Origin of the sequence: Qipengyuania sp. SS22, assembly GCF_025736935.1 — a bacterium.
Classification (GTDB): Bacteria; Pseudomonadota; Alphaproteobacteria; order Sphingomonadales; family Sphingomonadaceae; genus Qipengyuania.
Genome location: NZ_CP107048.1, coordinates 1,538,990 through 1,554,513, shown reverse-complemented (window position 1 = coordinate 1,554,513; position 15,524 = coordinate 1,538,990). Strand labels below are relative to the sequence as shown.

Here is a 15,524-nt window from a genome sequence, read left to right as displayed (position 1 = left end):
AACGCCCTCTGGCGGACGGGGTCAGCCGCGTCCGCGGTAGGACGCGACGCCCTGGTCGGGCAGCCACAGATCCTGCGGCGGGGCGCCGCTTTGCCAGAACACGTCGATCGGGATGCCGCCGCGCGGATACCAATAGCCGCCGATGCGCAGCCAGCGCGGCTGCATCTCGTCGAACAGGCGCTGCCCGATGCCCACCGTCACATCCTCGTGGAAGCCGCAGTGGTTGCGGAACGAGCCGAGGAACAGCTTGAGGCTTTTCGATTCCACGATCGTTTCGCCGGGCGCATAGTCTATCACCAGATGCGCGAAATCGGGCTGGCCGGTCACCGGGCATAGCGAGGTAAACTCGGGCGCGGCGAAGCGGACTATATACAGCTGTCCGGTGCGCGGATTGGGCACGTAATCGAGTTCGGCCGCTTCGGGGGAATCGGGCAGCCCGGTGTTGGTGCCGAGGAACTTGGGGGCAGGTGTGTCGCTCATGCCGCGCTCCTGCCGCGAAGCGCGGCGCAGCGCAAGCCGGGGCTTGGAAGCGCGCGCTTCAGTACCTATTCAGCGCGCCCCTGCACTGTCGCGCCTCCCTTCCGTGAAACGACCCTGGATGCCCCCTCCTATTCGCCTTTCCCTGATGGCTCTGGCCGCCGCGCTCCCGGCGCTGGTGCATGCGCAATCGGTCAATGATTTTACGCTCGAACCGGCCCCTAGCCCGACCGCTACGTCGCAGGCGCAGGGCCCGGCGGATACGCAGAGCGGAGTCGAGATCAGGCCGCGTGCGGTCAATACGCCCACGCGAGCGCCTTCACCGGCGATCACCCCCAGTCCGACGCCCGCGGCCACAACCCCGGCGCCGCAACCTTCGGCGACCACACCCGCGCTGCGCTCGAGCCCTGCGGGGACGCCGCGCGCGGCCGAGACGGGGAGCCCGGAAACGCAGGTCCCGGCCACTGGACCCACGACGGCGGCGAGCGATGCACCGGCACCCGGCGCCCCAGCCACGCCGACGCCATCACCGACGCCGCTTCCCATGCCGCAAGCGCCAGCGCCGGTCGAGGAACCTGCGCAAGAATGGCCGTGGCTACCGATCGGCGGCGCGATCATGCTGGCGCTTCTCGCAGTGGCGGGTTTCGCATGGCGTCGCCGCAGCGCGGCAGCGGTGCCGCAGATCGAGCGGCCCACGGTCGGCACCGCCGCCCCGTCCGGCCCGGTACCGATGTCCGCTGTACTGGCGGTGCAGGTCGAGAACGACAAGCTGATCCGCAGCGCTGCCTTTGCCACACTCAAATACCGCATGACGCTGGTCAACCGGACCGATGCCGCGCTGACCGATGTCGCGGTGGGTCTCGATCTCGTCTCCGCCCATGCCGGCGCGCCAATGGAGGACCAGGTCGCGACCATCGCGACTGCGCTGGACCAGCGCCATGCCATCGCACGCATCTCGCCGCGGCAAAGCGTGACGCTGGAGGGACAGGTCCAGCTCGCTTTGGCCGGAGCGCATGTCATCCGGCAGGGGCGCTATCCGCTGCTGGTGCCGCTGCTGCGGGTGCGGATCGACGGACCGGGCGAGGGCGCTTTGCTCAAGACCTATGTGGTCGGGCAGGGCACGCCGGGCAGTGGCCGCGTGCAACCCTTCCGCCTCGACGAAGGGCCGCGCAGCTACGCGCCGATCGCGCAGCGCGAACTCGCCTAGCTCGACTTGCACCGATCCGCCCGCTACTCGGGCCATGATGGATAGTCTTGTTTCGACCCGGTGGCTGGCCGACCAACTCGGCGCCGAGGATCTGGTGGTGCTCGATGCCACGATGCACCTACCCGACAATCCGCGCGATGCCGCGGCGGAATATGCTGCGGCGCATGTGCCGGACGCGCGCTGGCTCGATCTGGCAAGCTTCGTCGATGCGGGATCGCCGGTGCCCAAGGCGGTTCCGACGGCAGAGCAGTTTGCCAACAGGCTCGGCCACCTCGGCATCACGCCGGAAAGCCGCGTGGTCCTCTATGACGACAGCCAGATCAAAAGCGCCGCGCGCGCGTGGTTTGTCTTCCGGCTCTATGGTTTCGCGAAGGTGGCGATCCTCGATGGCGGGCTGGCCAAATGGAAGGCCGAGGGGCGCGCGCTCGAAGCTGGCCAAACGGAGGTGACACGGACGGAATTTCCCGTTCCTCGCCGCGAGCCTGGCACCCGCTCGAAGGCCGAGATCATGGCCAATTGCGGCCAAGGCTCCGACCAAGGCTCCGAGCAAGTGGTCGATGCCCGCGATGCCGCGCGCTATGCCGGTGAGGCAGGCAGCGGATCGGCAGGCCATATTCCCGGCGCGGCGAATGTCCCGTTCCCGCTGCTGTTCGCCAAGGACGGAACCTATCGCGCGCCTGAGCAGATCGCGGCGCTTTTCGCCGAGGCTGGGATCGCGCTCGATCGTCCGGTCGTCACCTCCTGCAACAGCGGGATGACCGCGGCGGTGCTGGCCTTCGGCCTGCATTTGGCGGGCAAGCAGGATGTTGCGCTTTACGATGGTAGCTGGCTCGAATGGGGCAGCGATCCGGAAACGCCAAAAGAACAGGGAGCGGCACGCTAGCGATGGCTGGAGACGACGACAGCAAATACCGGCCGGCCACGCGGCTGGTCACCGGCGGACGGTCGGGCGATTTCGCGCACGACGTAGTCAATCCGCCGGTGTGGCGCGCGAGTACGCATCTCTATGAGAATTGTGCCGATTTGCGTTCGCGCAAGGCGGCCAATCGCGACGGGCAGTTCTTCTACGGACGCCGCGGTGCGCCGACGCAATGGGCGCTGGCCGAGGCCCTGACCGCACTCGAACCGGGGGCCGCCGGAACCGTGCTCTACCCCAGCGGGCTGGCGGCGCTGGTCGGAGCGCTGCTGACCGTGCTGCGCAGCGGCGATGTGCTGCTGGTGGCGGACAATGCCTATGATCCGACGCGCAACACCGCGACCGGATTGCTCGCGGGGTTCGGGATCGAGCACCGCTTCTTCGACCCGCTCGACCTCGACGCCTATGAGGCCGCCTTCTGCAACCGCACACGTGCGGTCATGCTCGAAGTGCCGGGCAGCCTGACGATGGAAGTGTGTGATATTCCCGCGCTCGCCCGGATCGCGCGCGCCAAGGGTGCGGTCAGCCTAATCGACAACACCTGGGCGACCTCGCTTGGCTTCCCTGCGCTCGAGCATGGCTGCGATATCGCGATTACCGCGCTGACCAAGCATGTCGGCGGCCATTCGGATGTGATGATGGGTTCGGCGAGCGCGGGCGATCGCTGGTACCGCCGCCTGCGGCTGGGCGCGCAGCAGCTCGGCCATGTCGTTTCGCCTGACGATGCCGCGCTCGTGCTGCGCGGATTACGCACCATGGGCGTCCGGCTGGAGAAACAGAGCGCCACCGCGCTGGCGGTTGCCGAATGGCTCGCGGGCCGCGACGAGGTCGCGCATGTTCTCGCGCCAATGCTCCCCGGCGCACCCGGCCACGAACTGTGGCAGCGCGATTTTTCGGGCGGCTGCGGCCTGTTCAGCTTCGTGCTCAAGGGCGGGGACGATGCCGCGCGCTGCCGGCTCGTCGATGCGCTTGCGCTGTTCGGCATCGGCTATAGCTGGGGCGGGTTCGAAAGCCTCGCGCTGCCCTTCGATGTCGAACCGGTTCGCGATACGATGCCATGGCCCAAAGCGGGATGGGGGGTTGAGGATCGCCATGCCATCCGGCTATCGATCGGGCTGGAAGACCAGAATGATCTGATCGCCGATCTCGCCAGCGGGTTCGCGGCGCTAACCGAAGGATAGATGTGCAGGGCGAGACCCCACCAAGCGCCGCCGATGCAGGTTCTGCAGCGCCGGTCGAACAGGCGTGGAGCCTCGCCGAACCGGTAAGCGAGGAAAGCTCGGTTGCCGCGGCCGAGGGCGCCAAGGAAGCGCTTAGCTCGCAGAGCGAAACGGTCGGCTCGGTTATCGACACGGTCGATGCGGTGGCGCTGTCCTTCGGCGATTTCCGCATCTCGGTGTTCGATGTGCTGATTGTCGGCGCAGTGATCGCCGGCGTCCTGGTGTTCGCCTGGTTCGTCAGCCGGATGGGACGCCGCGTGGTACGGCGGATGACCAAGCTGGACGATGCGCAGCAATTGCTGGTCGAGAAGCTCGTTACCATTGTCATCTGGGCGACGGCTTTCTTCCTCGGTATCGACCTGCTCGGTATCGACTTGACTGCCTTTGCGGTGTTCTCGGGCGCTTTCGGTCTCGCGATCGGCTTCGGGCTGCAGAAGACCTTCGGCAATCTCATCGCGGGGATCATCCTGCTGATGGACCGCTCGATCAAGCCGGGCGATGTGATCGCTGTGGCCGATACAGTGGGCAAGGAAAGCTTCGGCCAGATCCGCAAGATCGGCATCCGCGCGGTGTCGGTAACTACGCGTGACCAGCGCGAGTATCTGATTCCCAACGAAAATTTGATGATCAACCAAGTCGAAAACTGGTCCTATTCGTCGAAGAACGTCCGCATGCAGGTCTCGGTCGGAGTCAGCTACGAGGCCGATATGAACCTCGCCGAGGAATTGATGCTCGAGGCCGCACGCAGCTGCGACCGGGTGCTCAGCGCCCCGCCGCCGACCGTGTGGATGAGCGAATATGGCGACAATTCGGTCAACTTTGTCATCCACTGTTGGATCAAGGATCCGGAGGATGGCGTCGGCAATGTGCGCAGCGCGGTGCTCAAGAAATTGTGGTGGCTGTTCAAGGACAACGGGATCGAAATCCCCTTCCCGCAGCGCGATCTGCATATCCGTGCCAGCGACCAGTTCGAACGACTGATCGGGGTGATGGAGCAGGGTGGCGGCACCCCCGGCAGCGCGAAAGATTAGGTTGCCGCGCGCACAGCGCGGGTTTTAAAATATCGCCTTCCCCGCCGGACACGCATTCTGATTGGCGCGGATCGGCCGTGCGCCGCATCTTGCGACCATGGCAGAAACCGGAACCATCTATCTCGTCGGCGCAGGACCGGGCGACCCCGACCTCCTGACGATCCGCGCGGCTCGGCTGATCGAGCGCGCCCACACCATCGTCCACGACGGTCTCGTCGACCCGGCGATCCTCGCGACCGCGAGCGCCGACGCGGTGCTCATCTCGGTGGCCAAGCGCCGTTCGCACCACACGCTCCCGCAGGAAGAGATCAGCGACCTGCTGGTCCGCCTCGCGCGTGCCGGTGAGGATGTCGTGCGGCTCAAGGGCGGCGACCCCTTCATCTTCGGACGCGGCGGCGAAGAGGTCGAAGTGGCCCGCGCTGCGGGCGTCCCCGTCGAAGTCGTCCCCGGTATCAGTGCCGCCAACGGCGCCGCAGCGGCGGCGCAGATCGCGCTGACCCATCGCGACGCCGCCAGCATCGTCAGCTTTGTTGCCGGCCAGTGCAAGGGCCTCAAGGATCAGGACTGGGCCGGGCTTGCAGGCAAGGGGCGGACGCTGGTCATCTACATGGGCGTGAAGACCGCGCCGCAGATCGCCGAGAAGCTGATGGCCGACGGGCTGGCCCCCGACATGCCCGTGGCAGTGATCGAAAACGGCACACGCCCCGATATGCGTGTGCTGCGCGGGGTGCTTGCAGGCCTGCCCGATCTGGTCGCGCGTGAAGCCGTGGTCAGTCCGGCGCTCATCGTGATCGGTGAAGTTACCGCGCGTGCGGACGCCGTTCTGCTCGCCGAAGCTGCGCAGGAGGCAGCGCGATGAGACTGCTGACCGGAAACGATTTGCTGACCGGAGCGGTCACCTGGTGGACCGGCAGCGATTGGTCGATCCATGTCGAGGATGCCGCCGATGTCGACGGCGGTGAAGACGAGATCGCGCGCCGCGAGGAGGCCGCTCGCCGCGTCAATTCGCCCTATCCGATCGATGCCGAACTGCATGACGGCAGCCCCCGGCCATCGCATATCAAGGAGCGCGTCCGCGCGCTCGGTCCCACCGTTCGCCCCGACCTGACCCTCAAGCCCGCCGATCCCGAAATCGGCAATTGGGTGATCTGATGTATAAATACGATCATTACGACCAGGCGATGGTCGATGCCCGCGTCGAGGAATTCCGCGACCAGGCGCGCCGCCGCCTCGAAGGCAAGCTCACCGAAGACCAGTTCAAGCCGCTCCGGTTGATGAACGGGCTCTATCTCCAGTTGCACGCCTATATGCTGCGGGTTGCCGTTCCCTATGGCACGCTCAACGGCCAGCAGATGCACGCGCTGGCGGATATCGCGGATAAATACGACCGCGGCTATGGCCACTTCACCACGCGCCAGAACATCCAGTACAACTGGATCAAGCTGGAGGATGCGGCCGATATCCTCGCCGATCTCGCCAAGGTCGAGATGCACGCCATCCAGACCAGCGGCAATTGCATCCGCAATATCTCGTCCGACCATTTTGCCGGCGCTGCCGCCGACGAGTTGGTCGATCCGCGCCCCTATGCCGAATTGTTGCGCCAGTGGTCGAGCTTCCATCCGGAATTCAGCTATTTGCCGCGCAAGTTCAAGATCGCGGTGATTGCCAGCGAGCATGACCGCGCCGCGATGCGCTTGCACGATATCGGCATCAACATCGTCCGCAATGATGCGGGCGAGCTGGGGGCCGCTTTCTATGTCGGTGGCGGCATGGGCCGCACGCCGATGGTCGCGCCCTGCATCAATCCCTTCGTGCCGCTCGACCAGCTGGTGACCTATTCGGAGGCTTGCCTGCGCGTCTACAACCGCCATGGCCGGCGCGACAACAAGTTCAAGGCGCGGATCAAGATCCTCGTCCATGAACTCGGCGCTGAGGAATATACCCGTCAGGTCGATGCCGAATTCGCGTATCTGCTCGAGCAGGGCGTCGAGCCGCCGCTTGCCGAGCTCGAACGGATCAAGGAATATTTCACCGATCCGCTGTTCGAAGCGGGTGCGGCTACCGAACTCGATCGTTCGGATCCCGATTTCGCGGTGTGGGTCGATTGCAATACGATCGCGCACAAGGAAGCGGGCTATGTTTCGGCGGTGATCAGCCTCAAGCCGGTAGGCGGCATTCCCGGCGATGCGACCGCCGAACAGATGCGGCTGATGGCCGATCTGGCGCGCGATTACAGCTTCGACGAACTGCGCGTGATGCATACGCAGAACATCGTCCTGCCGCATGTGCGCAAAGCCGATCTGCACGCGCTGTGGACCGCGCTCGAGGAAGCCGGGCTGGGCAGTCCCAATCTCGACACGGTCGAAGATATCATCGCATGTCCCGGGCTAGACTATTGCAGCCTCGCCAACGCCCGCTCGATCCCGATCGCGCAGCGTATTTCGGAACGTTTCGCCGCTAATGGCAAAACCGGCACGCTGGGCGAACTCAAGCTCAAGATTTCGGGCTGCATCAATGCCTGCGGGCATCACCATGCGGGTCACATCGGCATTCTCGGCGTCGACCGGAAAGGGGTGGAAAATTACCAGCTTCTGCTCGGCGGCAGCGAGGCGGAAGATGTCAGCCTCGCCAAGATCACCGGCCCCGGTTTCGACGAGAATGGCATCATCGATGCGGTCGAAACCGTGACCAATGTTTACGAAAGCGAGCGCCAGGATGGCGAGCGTTTCCTCGATACCTACCGCCGCATCGGCATGAACCCCTTCAAGGAGGCGCTCTATGGCTGAGATGCTGCGCTATCGCGATGACGAACCCGTCGACCATCCGGCGGTGACCGTCGATTCCTTCGTCGATCAGTCGAATGCAGCCGCGGTGCGGATCGAACCGGGCGACGATGCCCGCGAGCTCCTGCCGCATCTGGGCCGGCTGGCGCTGGTCGAGGTCAACTTTCCCGCCTTTGGCGACGGGCGCGGCTATTCCTCGGCGCGTATCCTGCGAGAGGCGGGTTACGAAGGCGAACTGCGCGCGGTGGGTGATGTGCTGGTCGACCAGCTCGCCTATATGCGCCGCTGCGGTTTCGATGCCTTCGAGCCCGACCAGCAGCTCGACAAAGAGGATGTGACTGCGGCCTTCGAGCGCTGGCCCGAAGTGTACCAGAACGCGGCGGATACCCGCACGCCGATCTGGAGCAAGCGGCACCCGTGAACGACATGCGCGCCATCGACCGTATCGACACCGGCCCCCGGTTTTCCGAGCAGGATGCCATCCGTCTCAACCGCATGTTCCGCGGGACCGAGACCGAGGAATGGCTGCGCGCGGTGATCGAGGGCAATCTGGCGGGCGATATGGCGGTGGTGTCGAGCTTCGGCGCCGAAAGCGCGGTGCTGTTGCACCTGATCGCGCAGGCCGATGCGACCGTCCCGGTGCTGTTTCTCGAAACGGGCAAGCATTTCCCCGAAACGCTCGCCTATCGTGACGAACTGACCGATCGCCTCGGTTTGAATCGGGTCGATCTCTATCCCGAGATCGCCGATCTGGAGACACGCGACGAAAGCGGGCTGCGCTGGTCCTACGATCCCGACGGGTGCTGCGACTTGCGCAAGGTCCGGCCGCTCGAAAAGGTGCTGGTCAATTTCGATGCCAGCTTCACCGGTCGCAAGGCGTTCCAGTCGGCGACACGTGCCAATCTGCCGCGCTTCGAGATCGATACCTCCGACGCACAGGGGCGGCTCAAGATCAATCCGCTGATCGACTGGTCGGCGGACGACATCTCCGCCTATTTCGAAACCCACGATCTGCCGCGCCACCCGCTGATCGAACGCGGTTTTCCCAGCATCGGCTGCTCACCCTGCACCCGCCAGGTCGGCGAGGGCGAAGATGCGCGGGCGGGGCGCTGGTCGGGCTGGGACAAGGTCGAATGCGGCATCCACAAGCCGGGCGAGGAACCGTTCCTCTAAGCCCGCCTGCGGTGAATGGTGCCGGCTGCAGGAATCGAACCCGCGGCCTGATGATTACAAATCAACTGCTCTACCAACTGAGCTAAGCCGGCACTCCGAAAGCGCGCCTTTCAAGCAAACCGGCGCGAATGTCCAGACCCTCACAGCCAGCCCTCCATGCGATACCAGCGCGCGGTCGAGACAAGGCCTTCAGCGCCCGGTACGCGCGGGGACCAGACCGCTTCGGGTACCTTCATCGCAGAGCGCGCGACCCAGTTGGGGTGGGTCATATACCCCACGCGGTCGGCGGTCAGCCGCGCCTTGTCGCCGCGCAGCATGCGATCGACCTTGGCCGCGGCTTCGAGCACCGCGCGGGGCAGGTGCGGGGCGAATACCGGGCGCCCCACCGCCTTGCCGATCACCTTGGCCAATTCCTTGTGCGACCAGCCGCCTTCGCGCCCGTCATCGGGTTCGAACGTGCGGCGGCGCACCAGCGCGGGAGAGGCGTCGACCAGCGCGAACAACAGCTGCGCAAGATCGTCGACATGGATGATCGAACTGGCCCCGCCGGGCGGTAGCGGTACGAAACCGAATTGCGCGCTGCGGAACATTTCGAAATAGTCGACATCGTGCGGACCATAGACACCTGGCGGTCGGACGATGGTCCAGTCGAGCCCGCTAGCGCTCACCCATTTCTCGGCTTCGGCCTTCGATTGGCCATAGCGCGACAGTTCGGGTTCGCGCGCGGAGAGCGAGGATACGAAGATGAAGCGTTTGACCCGCGCATCCTGGCAGGCGCGCAGCAAGTTCTGCGTGCCCACGACATTGGCTTGGTGAAATGCGTCCGGATCGGGCGTATTGGTCAGCCCCGCGACATGGATCACCGCGTCTACGCCCGCGACCAGCTGGGCGAGCGCGGGCTTCTCGTCCAGTGTTCCCTCGACCCATTCGACACCCTCTCGCTGCGACCTGTGCCGCCGGGTCAACGCGCGCACCGGCTCTTCGTAGCGCAGCGCTTCGGCCAGCACTGCCTGCCCGACGAAGCCGGTGGCCCCCGTCATTGCGATGGTCATGTCCGCACCATGTGATCGCGGTGGATCACCGCTGCGCGGGGCGTGTAGCCAAGCTTCGCCAATTGCTGTTCCTCCCTCAGGCCGAGGATCGCGCGGCATTCCGCCGCAGAATATTCGCACAGGCCCTGGCCAAGCCGTTCGCCTTGCGGACCGTGAAGCGCGACGAGGTCGCCGCGCCCGAACTCGCCCTCGACCGCCGTCAGCCCCGCGGCCAGTACGCTCGCGCCCTTGTCGAGCGCGGCGGCGCAACCGGCGTCGACCGAGAGCACGCCTGCGGGGGCAAGACGGCCGCCGAGCCACGCCTTGCGCGCGCTGGTATCGGACTGGGGTTGGAACAGCGTCCCGACCTCGTGATCGAGCGCGCGCCCGATCGGGGCGGCATGCGTGCCATTGACGATAGCGAGCGCTATTCCCGCCCGCCCAGCGATGCGCGCTGCCTGAAGCTTGGCGAGCATTCCGCCCGAACCCAGGCCCGAAGTCGATTCGCCGCTGGCCATGGCGATAATCTCGGGTGTGACGCCTGCGACTCGCTCGATCAGCGTGGCGCCCGCCTCGCGCGGATCGCGGTCGTACAAGCCGTCGACATCGGAGAGCAGCAGGACGGCATCGGCCCCGGCGGCCTGCGCGACGCGCGCGGCAAGCCGGTCGTTATCGCCAAAACGGATTTCCTCGGTGGCGACGCTGTCGTTCTCATTGACCACCGGCACCGCGCCTGCCTCCAGCAGGCGGGCGAGGGTGGCCGAGGCGTTGAGATAGCGCCGGCGATCCTCGAGATCGCCCAGCGTCACCAGCATTTGCGCGGCAGTGATGCCATGCGCGCCGAGCGCATCCGCCCACAGGCGCGCGAGTTCGACCTGTCCCACCGAAGCAGCGGCCTGAGCATCGGCGAGGCTCCCGCGGCCGCTGCGGGCAAGCCCGAGCTTGGCAGCGCCCAGCGCGATTGCGCCCGAGGACACGACGATGATCTCGGTGCTGCGCCGCAGTTCGGCGATCTCGGTAGCGAGCGTCGCCAGCCATTCCGCACGGGGCGCGCCGTCCCGCACCAGCAAGGCCGATCCGACCTTGATGACCAGGCGGCGCGTCTTGCGCAGGTCGGAGAGAGCGGCGAAATCCATCGAAGCACGATTAGCCAAAGCGGGTCGTGCGCGGAAGCCGCCTTCGCTTGGCCGGACCGAAGCGCGGCTTTGCGCTCAGATCGGCGACCAGTCGCCCGAGCCGTCTTCGGGCACGTCCTCGATTTCGACCGCGTTGGTTTCGGTTGCGGTTCGGTCGGGAAGATAGCCGAGCACGGCATCGAGCAATTCGCCAATGCCTGCGCCGGTCGCGCCCGAGATCGTGAAGACCTTCTTCGCGCCCGCAGCCAGCAGTTCCTCGGCGAAACCTTCGCCCAGTTCCTCGTCGGCAAGGTCGAGCTTGTTGAGCGCGACCAGCTGCGGCTTGTCGGCCAGCTCGTCGCCATAGGCTTCGAGCTCGGCATTGACCGTGCGATAGGCTTCGGCCGGATCGTCGCCCGAAATGTCGATCAGGTGGATCAGCGCGCGGCACCGTTCGATATGGCCGAGGAACCGGTCACCGATCCCCGCCCCTTCGGCGGCGCCCTCGATCAGGCCGGGAATATCGGCGAGCACGAATTCGCGGCCCTTGTGCGTGACCACGCCCAGCTTGGGAATCAGCGTGGTGAAGGCGTAATGGCCAACCTTGGCCCGCGCGTTCGACACCTGATTGATGAAGGTGCTCTTGCCCGCATTGGGCAGGCCCAGCAGGCCGACATCGGCCAGCAGCTTGAGCCGCAGCCAGACCCACATTTCGCCGCCCGGTTCGCCTTGCTGGTGCTGGCGCGGGGCGCGGTTGGTGCTGGATTTGTAGCTGGCATTGCCGCGGCCACCCAGACCACCTTCGATGAAGACGATCCGCTGGCCGACTTCGGTGAAATCGGCGAGCACTTCTTCCTTGTCCTCGCTCAGGATCTGCGTGCCGACAGGAACCTCGATCAGGAGGTCGGGCGCACCCGCACCCGTCTGGTCCTTGCCCTGGCCGTGATTGCCGCGCTTGGCCTTGAAGTGCTGGGCGTAGCGGAAATCGATCAGCGTATTGAGGCCCTGGACGGCTTCGAAGATGATATCGCCGCCCTTGCCGCCATTGCCGCCGTCGGGGCCGCCATATTCGATATATTTTTCGCGCCGGAAGCTGACGGCACCGGGGCCGCCGGCGCCGGCTTTGAGATAGATCTTGGCTTGGTCGAGGAAATGCATGGCGCGCCCTCTAGCCGCTTTCGCGACCGGAGGCGAGGGCGCGCATGCTCACACGCGATCAGTCGACGAAATCGCTCACCCGTTCGATGACGATGGCGGGGGCCATGCCGCCGGCCGCGCACATGGTGACGAGGCCGTAACGCTTGTTCTGGCGTTCGAGTTCGTCGATCATCGTGCCGATCAGGATCGAGCCGGTCGCGCCGATCGGATGACCAAGCGCGATCGAGCCGCCGTTGACGTTGACCTTGTCCCAGTCGAGATCGAGATCGCGGACGAATTTGGCTGCAACGACGGCGAAGGCCTCGTTGATTTCGTAGAGGTCGATGTCGTCCTTGGTCAGGCCAGCCTTTTCGAGCACTTTCCTGGCCGCGGGGACCGGCGCGTTGAGCATCAGCGTGGGATCGTCACCCATATTGGCGGTGGCGACGATGCGCGCGCGCGGCTTGAGCCCGTGCTTCTGTGCGTAATCCTTGCTCGCCACCAGCACTGCTGCGGCGCCATCGACCACGCCCGAGCTGTTGCCCGCATGGTGGAAGTGCTTGATGTCGACATCGGGATATTTCGCATTCACCAGCCCGGCGAAGGTCGTGCCGCTCTTGTCGAGCGGGACATTGGCGATCTTGGTGAAGGCAGGCTCGAGCTGGGCGAGGCCTTCGCGGGTCGTCTGCGGGCGGGGAAACTCTTCCTTGTCGAGCACGACATTGCCGTCGTCGTCGGTCACCGGGACGAGCGATTTGTCGAACCGCCCCTCGGCAATTGCGGCGGCGGCGCGCTGCTGGCTGCGATAGCCGACCTCGTCAAGCTCTTCGCGGGTGAACCCCTCGATCGTGGCAATCGCATCGCCGCACACGCCCTGGTGGCTTTGCGGATGCGAGCGCATCAGGCGTTCGTTGTGGCTGCCCATCATCGGCGGCTTGATGCCCGCGGCCATCTTGTCCTTCGACATCTGCGCGGTGAGGCTCATCATCTCGGTCCCGCCGGCGACGACGCAGTCTTCCATGCCGCTCATCACCTGCGCCGCGGCCAGCGCGACGCTGGTGATCCCGCCGCCGCAGAACCGGTCGAGCGTGGTGCCGCTCGAGGTAACGTCATAGCCGGCATCGAGCGCCGCCATCCGGCCCAGGTCGCCGGCCTGCATGCCGTCCTGCGTGCTGACCGACCAGATCACATCGTCGACGGTCGCCGTATCGAGGTGATTGCGGTCCTTGATCGCCTTGAGACAGGTCGCGGCAAGATGCTGCGGATGCATGTGGGCGAGAGCGCCCTTGCCCTGCTTGCCGATCCCGCGCGGGGTGCGGACAGCGTCGATGATATAGGCTTCGGCCATGACTTGGGACTCCTCTCGAATTGTCTTTTTGTGCGGCGAATGCCGGTTGACGTTTGCGTAAACGTCGCGCAGCAAGGGCGCAAGACAAGTTTCGATTTGAAATGGGAGAGAGCGGCTATGTCCGAGGAAGTTCTGACGAGCGAAGAAGACGGCATCCTCGTCGTCACCATCAACCGGCCGGATGCCAAGAACGCGATGACCAAGGCCGCGGCCGAGGGTATCGCGGCGGCGATGGACCGGCTCGACAGCGACGACAATCTGCGCGTCGGGATCCTGACCGGCGCAGGCGGAACTTTCTGTTCGGGCATGGATCTCAAGGGTTTCCTGCGCGGCGAATCGCCTAGCGTCGAAGGGCGCGGCTTTGGCGGGGTGGTGCAGCAGCCGCCCGAAAAGCCGCTCATCGCCGCCGTCGAAGGCTATGCGCTGGCGGGCGGGCTCGAACTGATGATCGCCTGCGACCTCGTAGTCGCCAACGCGGGCGCCAAGTTCGGCATTCCCGAAGTGAAGCGCGGCCTCGTTGCCGCAGCCGGCGGGGTGATGATGCTGCCCGACCAGATCCCCGAACGGATCGCGATGGAGCTGGCGCTGACCGGCGATTTCATCGACGCGCCGCGCGCCTATGAGCTGGGCCTGATCAACCGCGTGACCGATGGCGATGCGCTGGCCGGGGCCAAGGAACTCGCCGCGCGGATCGTCGCCAACGGCCCGCTCGCAGTGCGCGTGTCGAAACAAGTGATCAAGCAATCGCGCGGCTGGCCGATGGACGAGCGCTACAAGCGCCAGACCCAGCTGATCGCGCCGGTCTTCGTTTCCGAAGACGCCCGCGAAGGCGCCGCCGCCTTTGCCGAGAAACGCGCGCCGAACTGGAAGGGCAAGTAAGACCCTTCGGCGCGACGAGACCAAATTCGAGAGGATACCCAGAATGCCAGCAATCAACGTACCGCAGCCCGAGTTCATGGAAGACGAGGAGATTTCGATCTTCGCCGATGCTGTGGGCAAGTTCTACCAGCAGCACGCCCCTGAAAAGCGTATCCTCAAATGGCGCGAGGACGGCCAGGTCGAGCGCGAGTTCTGGAACGAGGCGGGCGAAGCCGGCCTGCTCGGCGTGTCGGTGCCCGAGGAATATGGCGGCCATGGCGGCGATTTCCGGCATGACATGGTGGTGATCGACCAGCAGGCGAAGAACGGCGTCGAAGGTTTCGCCGCTAGCCTGCACAACACGGTGATCCTGCCCTATCTGGTGCGTCATGGGACCGAAGAGCAGAAGAAGAAATATCTGCCCAAGCTCGTCACCGGCGAACTGGTCAGCGCGATTGCGATGACCGAACCGGGCGTCGGCTCCGACCTCCAGAGCATCACCACCACCGCGCTCAAGGATGGTAATGGCTACCGCATCAACGGCGCCAAGACCTATATCTCGAACGGCCAGACGGCGGACTTCATCATCATCGTCGCCAAGACCGATCCCAACGAGCGCGCCAAGGGCATTTCGCTCATGCTACTCGAAACCGAGGGCGCCGAAGGCTTCCAGCGCGGCAAGAAGCTCGACAAGGTCGGGATGGATGCGGCGGATACGTCCGAACTGTTCTTCGACGATGTCTTCGTGCCCGCGGCGAACGTGCTCGGCGGCGAGGAAGGCAAGGGCTTCTACCAGCTGATGGGCGAACTGCCGCAGGAACGCCTGATCATCGCCATGGGCGCGATGACCGGGATCGAGAAGGCGCTCGAAGTCACCCTGGAGTTCGTCAAGGACCGCAAGGCGTTCGGCCAGACGATCTGGGACTTCCAGAACACGCAGTTCGTGCTCGCGGATCTCAACGCGCGCGGCACCGCGGCACGGGTGTTCGTCAACGACTGTATTGCCAAGCACCTCAAGGGCGAGCTCGACGTGCCGACCGCCTGCATGGCCAAATACATGGTCACTGAATTGCAGGGCGAAGTGGTCGACAAATGTCTGCAATTCCACGGCGGCGCAGGCTTCATCAACGACTACCCGATCGCGCGCATGTTCCGCGACAGCCGCATCACCCGCATCTTCGGCGGGTCGAACGAAGTGATGAAAATGGTCATCGCCCGCTCGATGTAA

General features: G+C 65.2%; 16 protein-coding genes and 1 tRNA gene. 11 read left to right on the top strand and 6 right to left on the bottom strand.

Annotated elements, in window-relative coordinates:
- Window positions 1-21: 21 nt before the first annotated feature.
- Window positions 22-480 carry a preQ(1) synthase gene (queF, locus tag N6L26_RS07620; protein WP_263605014.1) on the bottom strand — a complete coding sequence of 153 codons (459 nt, stop codon included), beginning with the start codon at window positions 478-480 and terminating at the stop codon, window positions 22-24.
- Between the two features lie 145 nt (window positions 481-625).
- On the opposite strand from queF, the gene N6L26_RS07615 reads away from it, so the two are divergent.
- From N6L26_RS07615 to N6L26_RS07575, 9 genes are all read left to right on the top strand, one after another.
- Window positions 626-1,684, top strand: coding sequence for a hypothetical protein (locus N6L26_RS07615; protein WP_263605013.1), 1,059 nt, complete (start codon window positions 626-628; stop codon window positions 1,682-1,684).
- A 37-nt stretch (window positions 1,685-1,721) separates the two neighbouring features.
- Window positions 1,722-2,567, top strand: a complete 846-nt coding sequence (locus N6L26_RS07610; protein WP_263605012.1) for a sulfurtransferase — start codon at window positions 1,722-1,724, stop codon at window positions 2,565-2,567.
- A 2-nt stretch (window positions 2,568-2,569) separates the two neighbouring features.
- Window positions 2,570-3,781 carry a cystathionine beta-lyase gene (metC, locus tag N6L26_RS07605; RefSeq protein WP_263605011.1) on the top strand — a complete coding sequence of 404 codons (1,212 nt, stop codon included), beginning with the start codon at window positions 2,570-2,572 and terminating at the stop codon, window positions 3,779-3,781.
- A 2-nt stretch (window positions 3,782-3,783) separates the two neighbouring features.
- Complete coding sequence (locus tag N6L26_RS07600) at window positions 3,784-4,851, top strand: mechanosensitive ion channel family protein (RefSeq protein WP_263605010.1); 1,068 nt, start codon at window positions 3,784-3,786, stop codon at window positions 4,849-4,851.
- Window positions 4,852-4,948: 97 nt separating this feature from the next.
- On the top strand, window positions 4,949-5,710 hold the full coding sequence (gene cobA, locus N6L26_RS07595) for a uroporphyrinogen-III C-methyltransferase (RefSeq protein WP_263605009.1): 762 nt from the start codon (window positions 4,949-4,951) through the stop codon (window positions 5,708-5,710).
- Window positions 5,707-6,003, top strand: a complete 297-nt coding sequence (locus tag N6L26_RS07590) for a DUF2849 domain-containing protein (RefSeq protein WP_263605008.1) — start codon at window positions 5,707-5,709, stop codon at window positions 6,001-6,003. Before cobA ends, N6L26_RS07590 begins: the two co-directional genes overlap by 4 nt.
- Entirely contained in the window at window positions 6,003-7,637 is a 1,635-nt protein-coding gene (locus N6L26_RS07585; RefSeq protein WP_263605007.1) for a nitrite/sulfite reductase, read from the top strand. The genes N6L26_RS07590 and N6L26_RS07585 overlap by 1 nt, the downstream gene beginning before the upstream one ends.
- Window positions 7,630-8,055 carry a DUF934 domain-containing protein gene (locus tag N6L26_RS07580; RefSeq protein WP_263605006.1) on the top strand — a complete coding sequence of 142 codons (426 nt, stop codon included), beginning with the start codon at window positions 7,630-7,632 and terminating at the stop codon, window positions 8,053-8,055. Before N6L26_RS07585 ends, N6L26_RS07580 begins: the two co-directional genes overlap by 8 nt.
- A 5-nt stretch (window positions 8,056-8,060) precedes the next feature.
- Window positions 8,061-8,807 (top strand): phosphoadenylyl-sulfate reductase, encoded by a 747-nt coding sequence (locus N6L26_RS07575; RefSeq protein WP_263607273.1) that lies wholly within the window; start codon window positions 8,061-8,063, stop codon window positions 8,805-8,807.
- A gap of 16 nt (window positions 8,808-8,823) precedes the next feature.
- Here N6L26_RS07575 and N6L26_RS07570 read toward each other — a convergent pair.
- The 5 genes from N6L26_RS07570 to N6L26_RS07550 all read right to left on the bottom strand — a co-directional run bounded on the left by N6L26_RS07570 (window position 8,824) and on the right by N6L26_RS07550 (window position 13,438).
- A tRNA-Thr gene (locus N6L26_RS07570) sits at window positions 8,824-8,899 on the bottom strand.
- A gap of 48 nt (window positions 8,900-8,947) precedes the next feature.
- On the bottom strand, window positions 8,948-9,859 hold the full coding sequence (locus tag N6L26_RS07565) for an NAD-dependent epimerase/dehydratase family protein (protein ID WP_263605005.1): 912 nt from the start codon (window positions 9,857-9,859) through the stop codon (window positions 8,948-8,950).
- Entirely contained in the window at window positions 9,856-10,974 is a 1,119-nt protein-coding gene (proB, locus tag N6L26_RS07560) for a glutamate 5-kinase (protein ID WP_263605004.1), read from the bottom strand. The genes N6L26_RS07565 and proB overlap by 4 nt, the downstream gene beginning before the upstream one ends.
- 75 nt (window positions 10,975-11,049) lie before the next feature.
- On the bottom strand, window positions 11,050-12,111 hold the full coding sequence (obgE, locus tag N6L26_RS07555; RefSeq protein WP_263605003.1) for a GTPase ObgE: 1,062 nt from the start codon (window positions 12,109-12,111) through the stop codon (window positions 11,050-11,052).
- A 58-nt stretch (window positions 12,112-12,169) separates the two neighbouring features.
- Complete coding sequence (locus tag N6L26_RS07550) at window positions 12,170-13,438, bottom strand: acetyl-CoA C-acetyltransferase (protein ID WP_263605002.1); 1,269 nt, start codon at window positions 13,436-13,438, stop codon at window positions 12,170-12,172.
- A 117-nt stretch (window positions 13,439-13,555) separates the two neighbouring features.
- On the opposite strand from N6L26_RS07550, the gene N6L26_RS07545 reads away from it, so the two are divergent.
- Both N6L26_RS07545 and N6L26_RS07540 read left to right on the top strand, forming a co-directional pair.
- Window positions 13,556-14,317, top strand: a complete 762-nt coding sequence (locus tag N6L26_RS07545; RefSeq protein ID WP_263605001.1) for a crotonase/enoyl-CoA hydratase family protein — start codon at window positions 13,556-13,558, stop codon at window positions 14,315-14,317.
- Window positions 14,318-14,360: 43 nt separating this feature from the next.
- On the top strand, window positions 14,361-15,524 hold the full coding sequence (locus N6L26_RS07540; protein ID WP_263605000.1) for an acyl-CoA dehydrogenase family protein: 1,164 nt from the start codon (window positions 14,361-14,363) through the stop codon (window positions 15,522-15,524).

What these genes read in the sequence shown, in the direction of transcription:
- N6L26_RS07565 (WP_263605005.1), bottom strand. Translation starts at nt 9,859, where the DNA reads ATGACCATCGCAATGACGGGGGCCACCGGCTTCGTCGGGCAGGCAGTG.
- metC (WP_263605011.1), top strand. Translation starts at nt 2,570, where the DNA reads ATGGCTGGAGACGACGACAGCAAATACCGGCCGGCCACGCGGCTGGTC.
- proB (WP_263605004.1), bottom strand. Translation starts at nt 10,974, where the DNA reads ATGGATTTCGCCGCTCTCTCCGACCTGCGCAAGACGCGCCGCCTGGTC.
- queF (WP_263605014.1), bottom strand. Translation starts at nt 480, where the DNA reads ATGAGCGACACACCTGCCCCCAAGTTCCTCGGCACCAACACCGGGCTG.
- N6L26_RS07545 (WP_263605001.1), top strand. Translation starts at nt 13,556, where the DNA reads ATGTCCGAGGAAGTTCTGACGAGCGAAGAAGACGGCATCCTCGTCGTC.
- N6L26_RS07585 (WP_263605007.1), top strand. Translation starts at nt 6,003, where the DNA reads ATGTATAAATACGATCATTACGACCAGGCGATGGTCGATGCCCGCGTC.
- N6L26_RS07590 (WP_263605008.1), top strand. Translation starts at nt 5,707, where the DNA reads ATGAGACTGCTGACCGGAAACGATTTGCTGACCGGAGCGGTCACCTGG.
- N6L26_RS07550 (WP_263605002.1), bottom strand. Translation starts at nt 13,438, where the DNA reads ATGGCCGAAGCCTATATCATCGACGCTGTCCGCACCCCGCGCGGGATC.
- obgE (WP_263605003.1), bottom strand. Translation starts at nt 12,111, where the DNA reads ATGCATTTCCTCGACCAAGCCAAGATCTATCTCAAAGCCGGCGCCGGC.
- N6L26_RS07580 (WP_263605006.1), top strand. Translation starts at nt 7,630, where the DNA reads ATGGCTGAGATGCTGCGCTATCGCGATGACGAACCCGTCGACCATCCG.
- cobA (WP_263605009.1), top strand. Translation starts at nt 4,949, where the DNA reads ATGGCAGAAACCGGAACCATCTATCTCGTCGGCGCAGGACCGGGCGAC.
- N6L26_RS07615 (WP_263605013.1), top strand. Translation starts at nt 626, where the DNA reads ATGGCTCTGGCCGCCGCGCTCCCGGCGCTGGTGCATGCGCAATCGGTC.
- N6L26_RS07575 (WP_263607273.1), top strand. Translation starts at nt 8,061, where the DNA reads ATGCGCGCCATCGACCGTATCGACACCGGCCCCCGGTTTTCCGAGCAG.
- N6L26_RS07610 (WP_263605012.1), top strand. Translation starts at nt 1,722, where the DNA reads ATGGATAGTCTTGTTTCGACCCGGTGGCTGGCCGACCAACTCGGCGCC.
- N6L26_RS07540 (WP_263605000.1), top strand. Translation starts at nt 14,361, where the DNA reads ATGCCAGCAATCAACGTACCGCAGCCCGAGTTCATGGAAGACGAGGAG.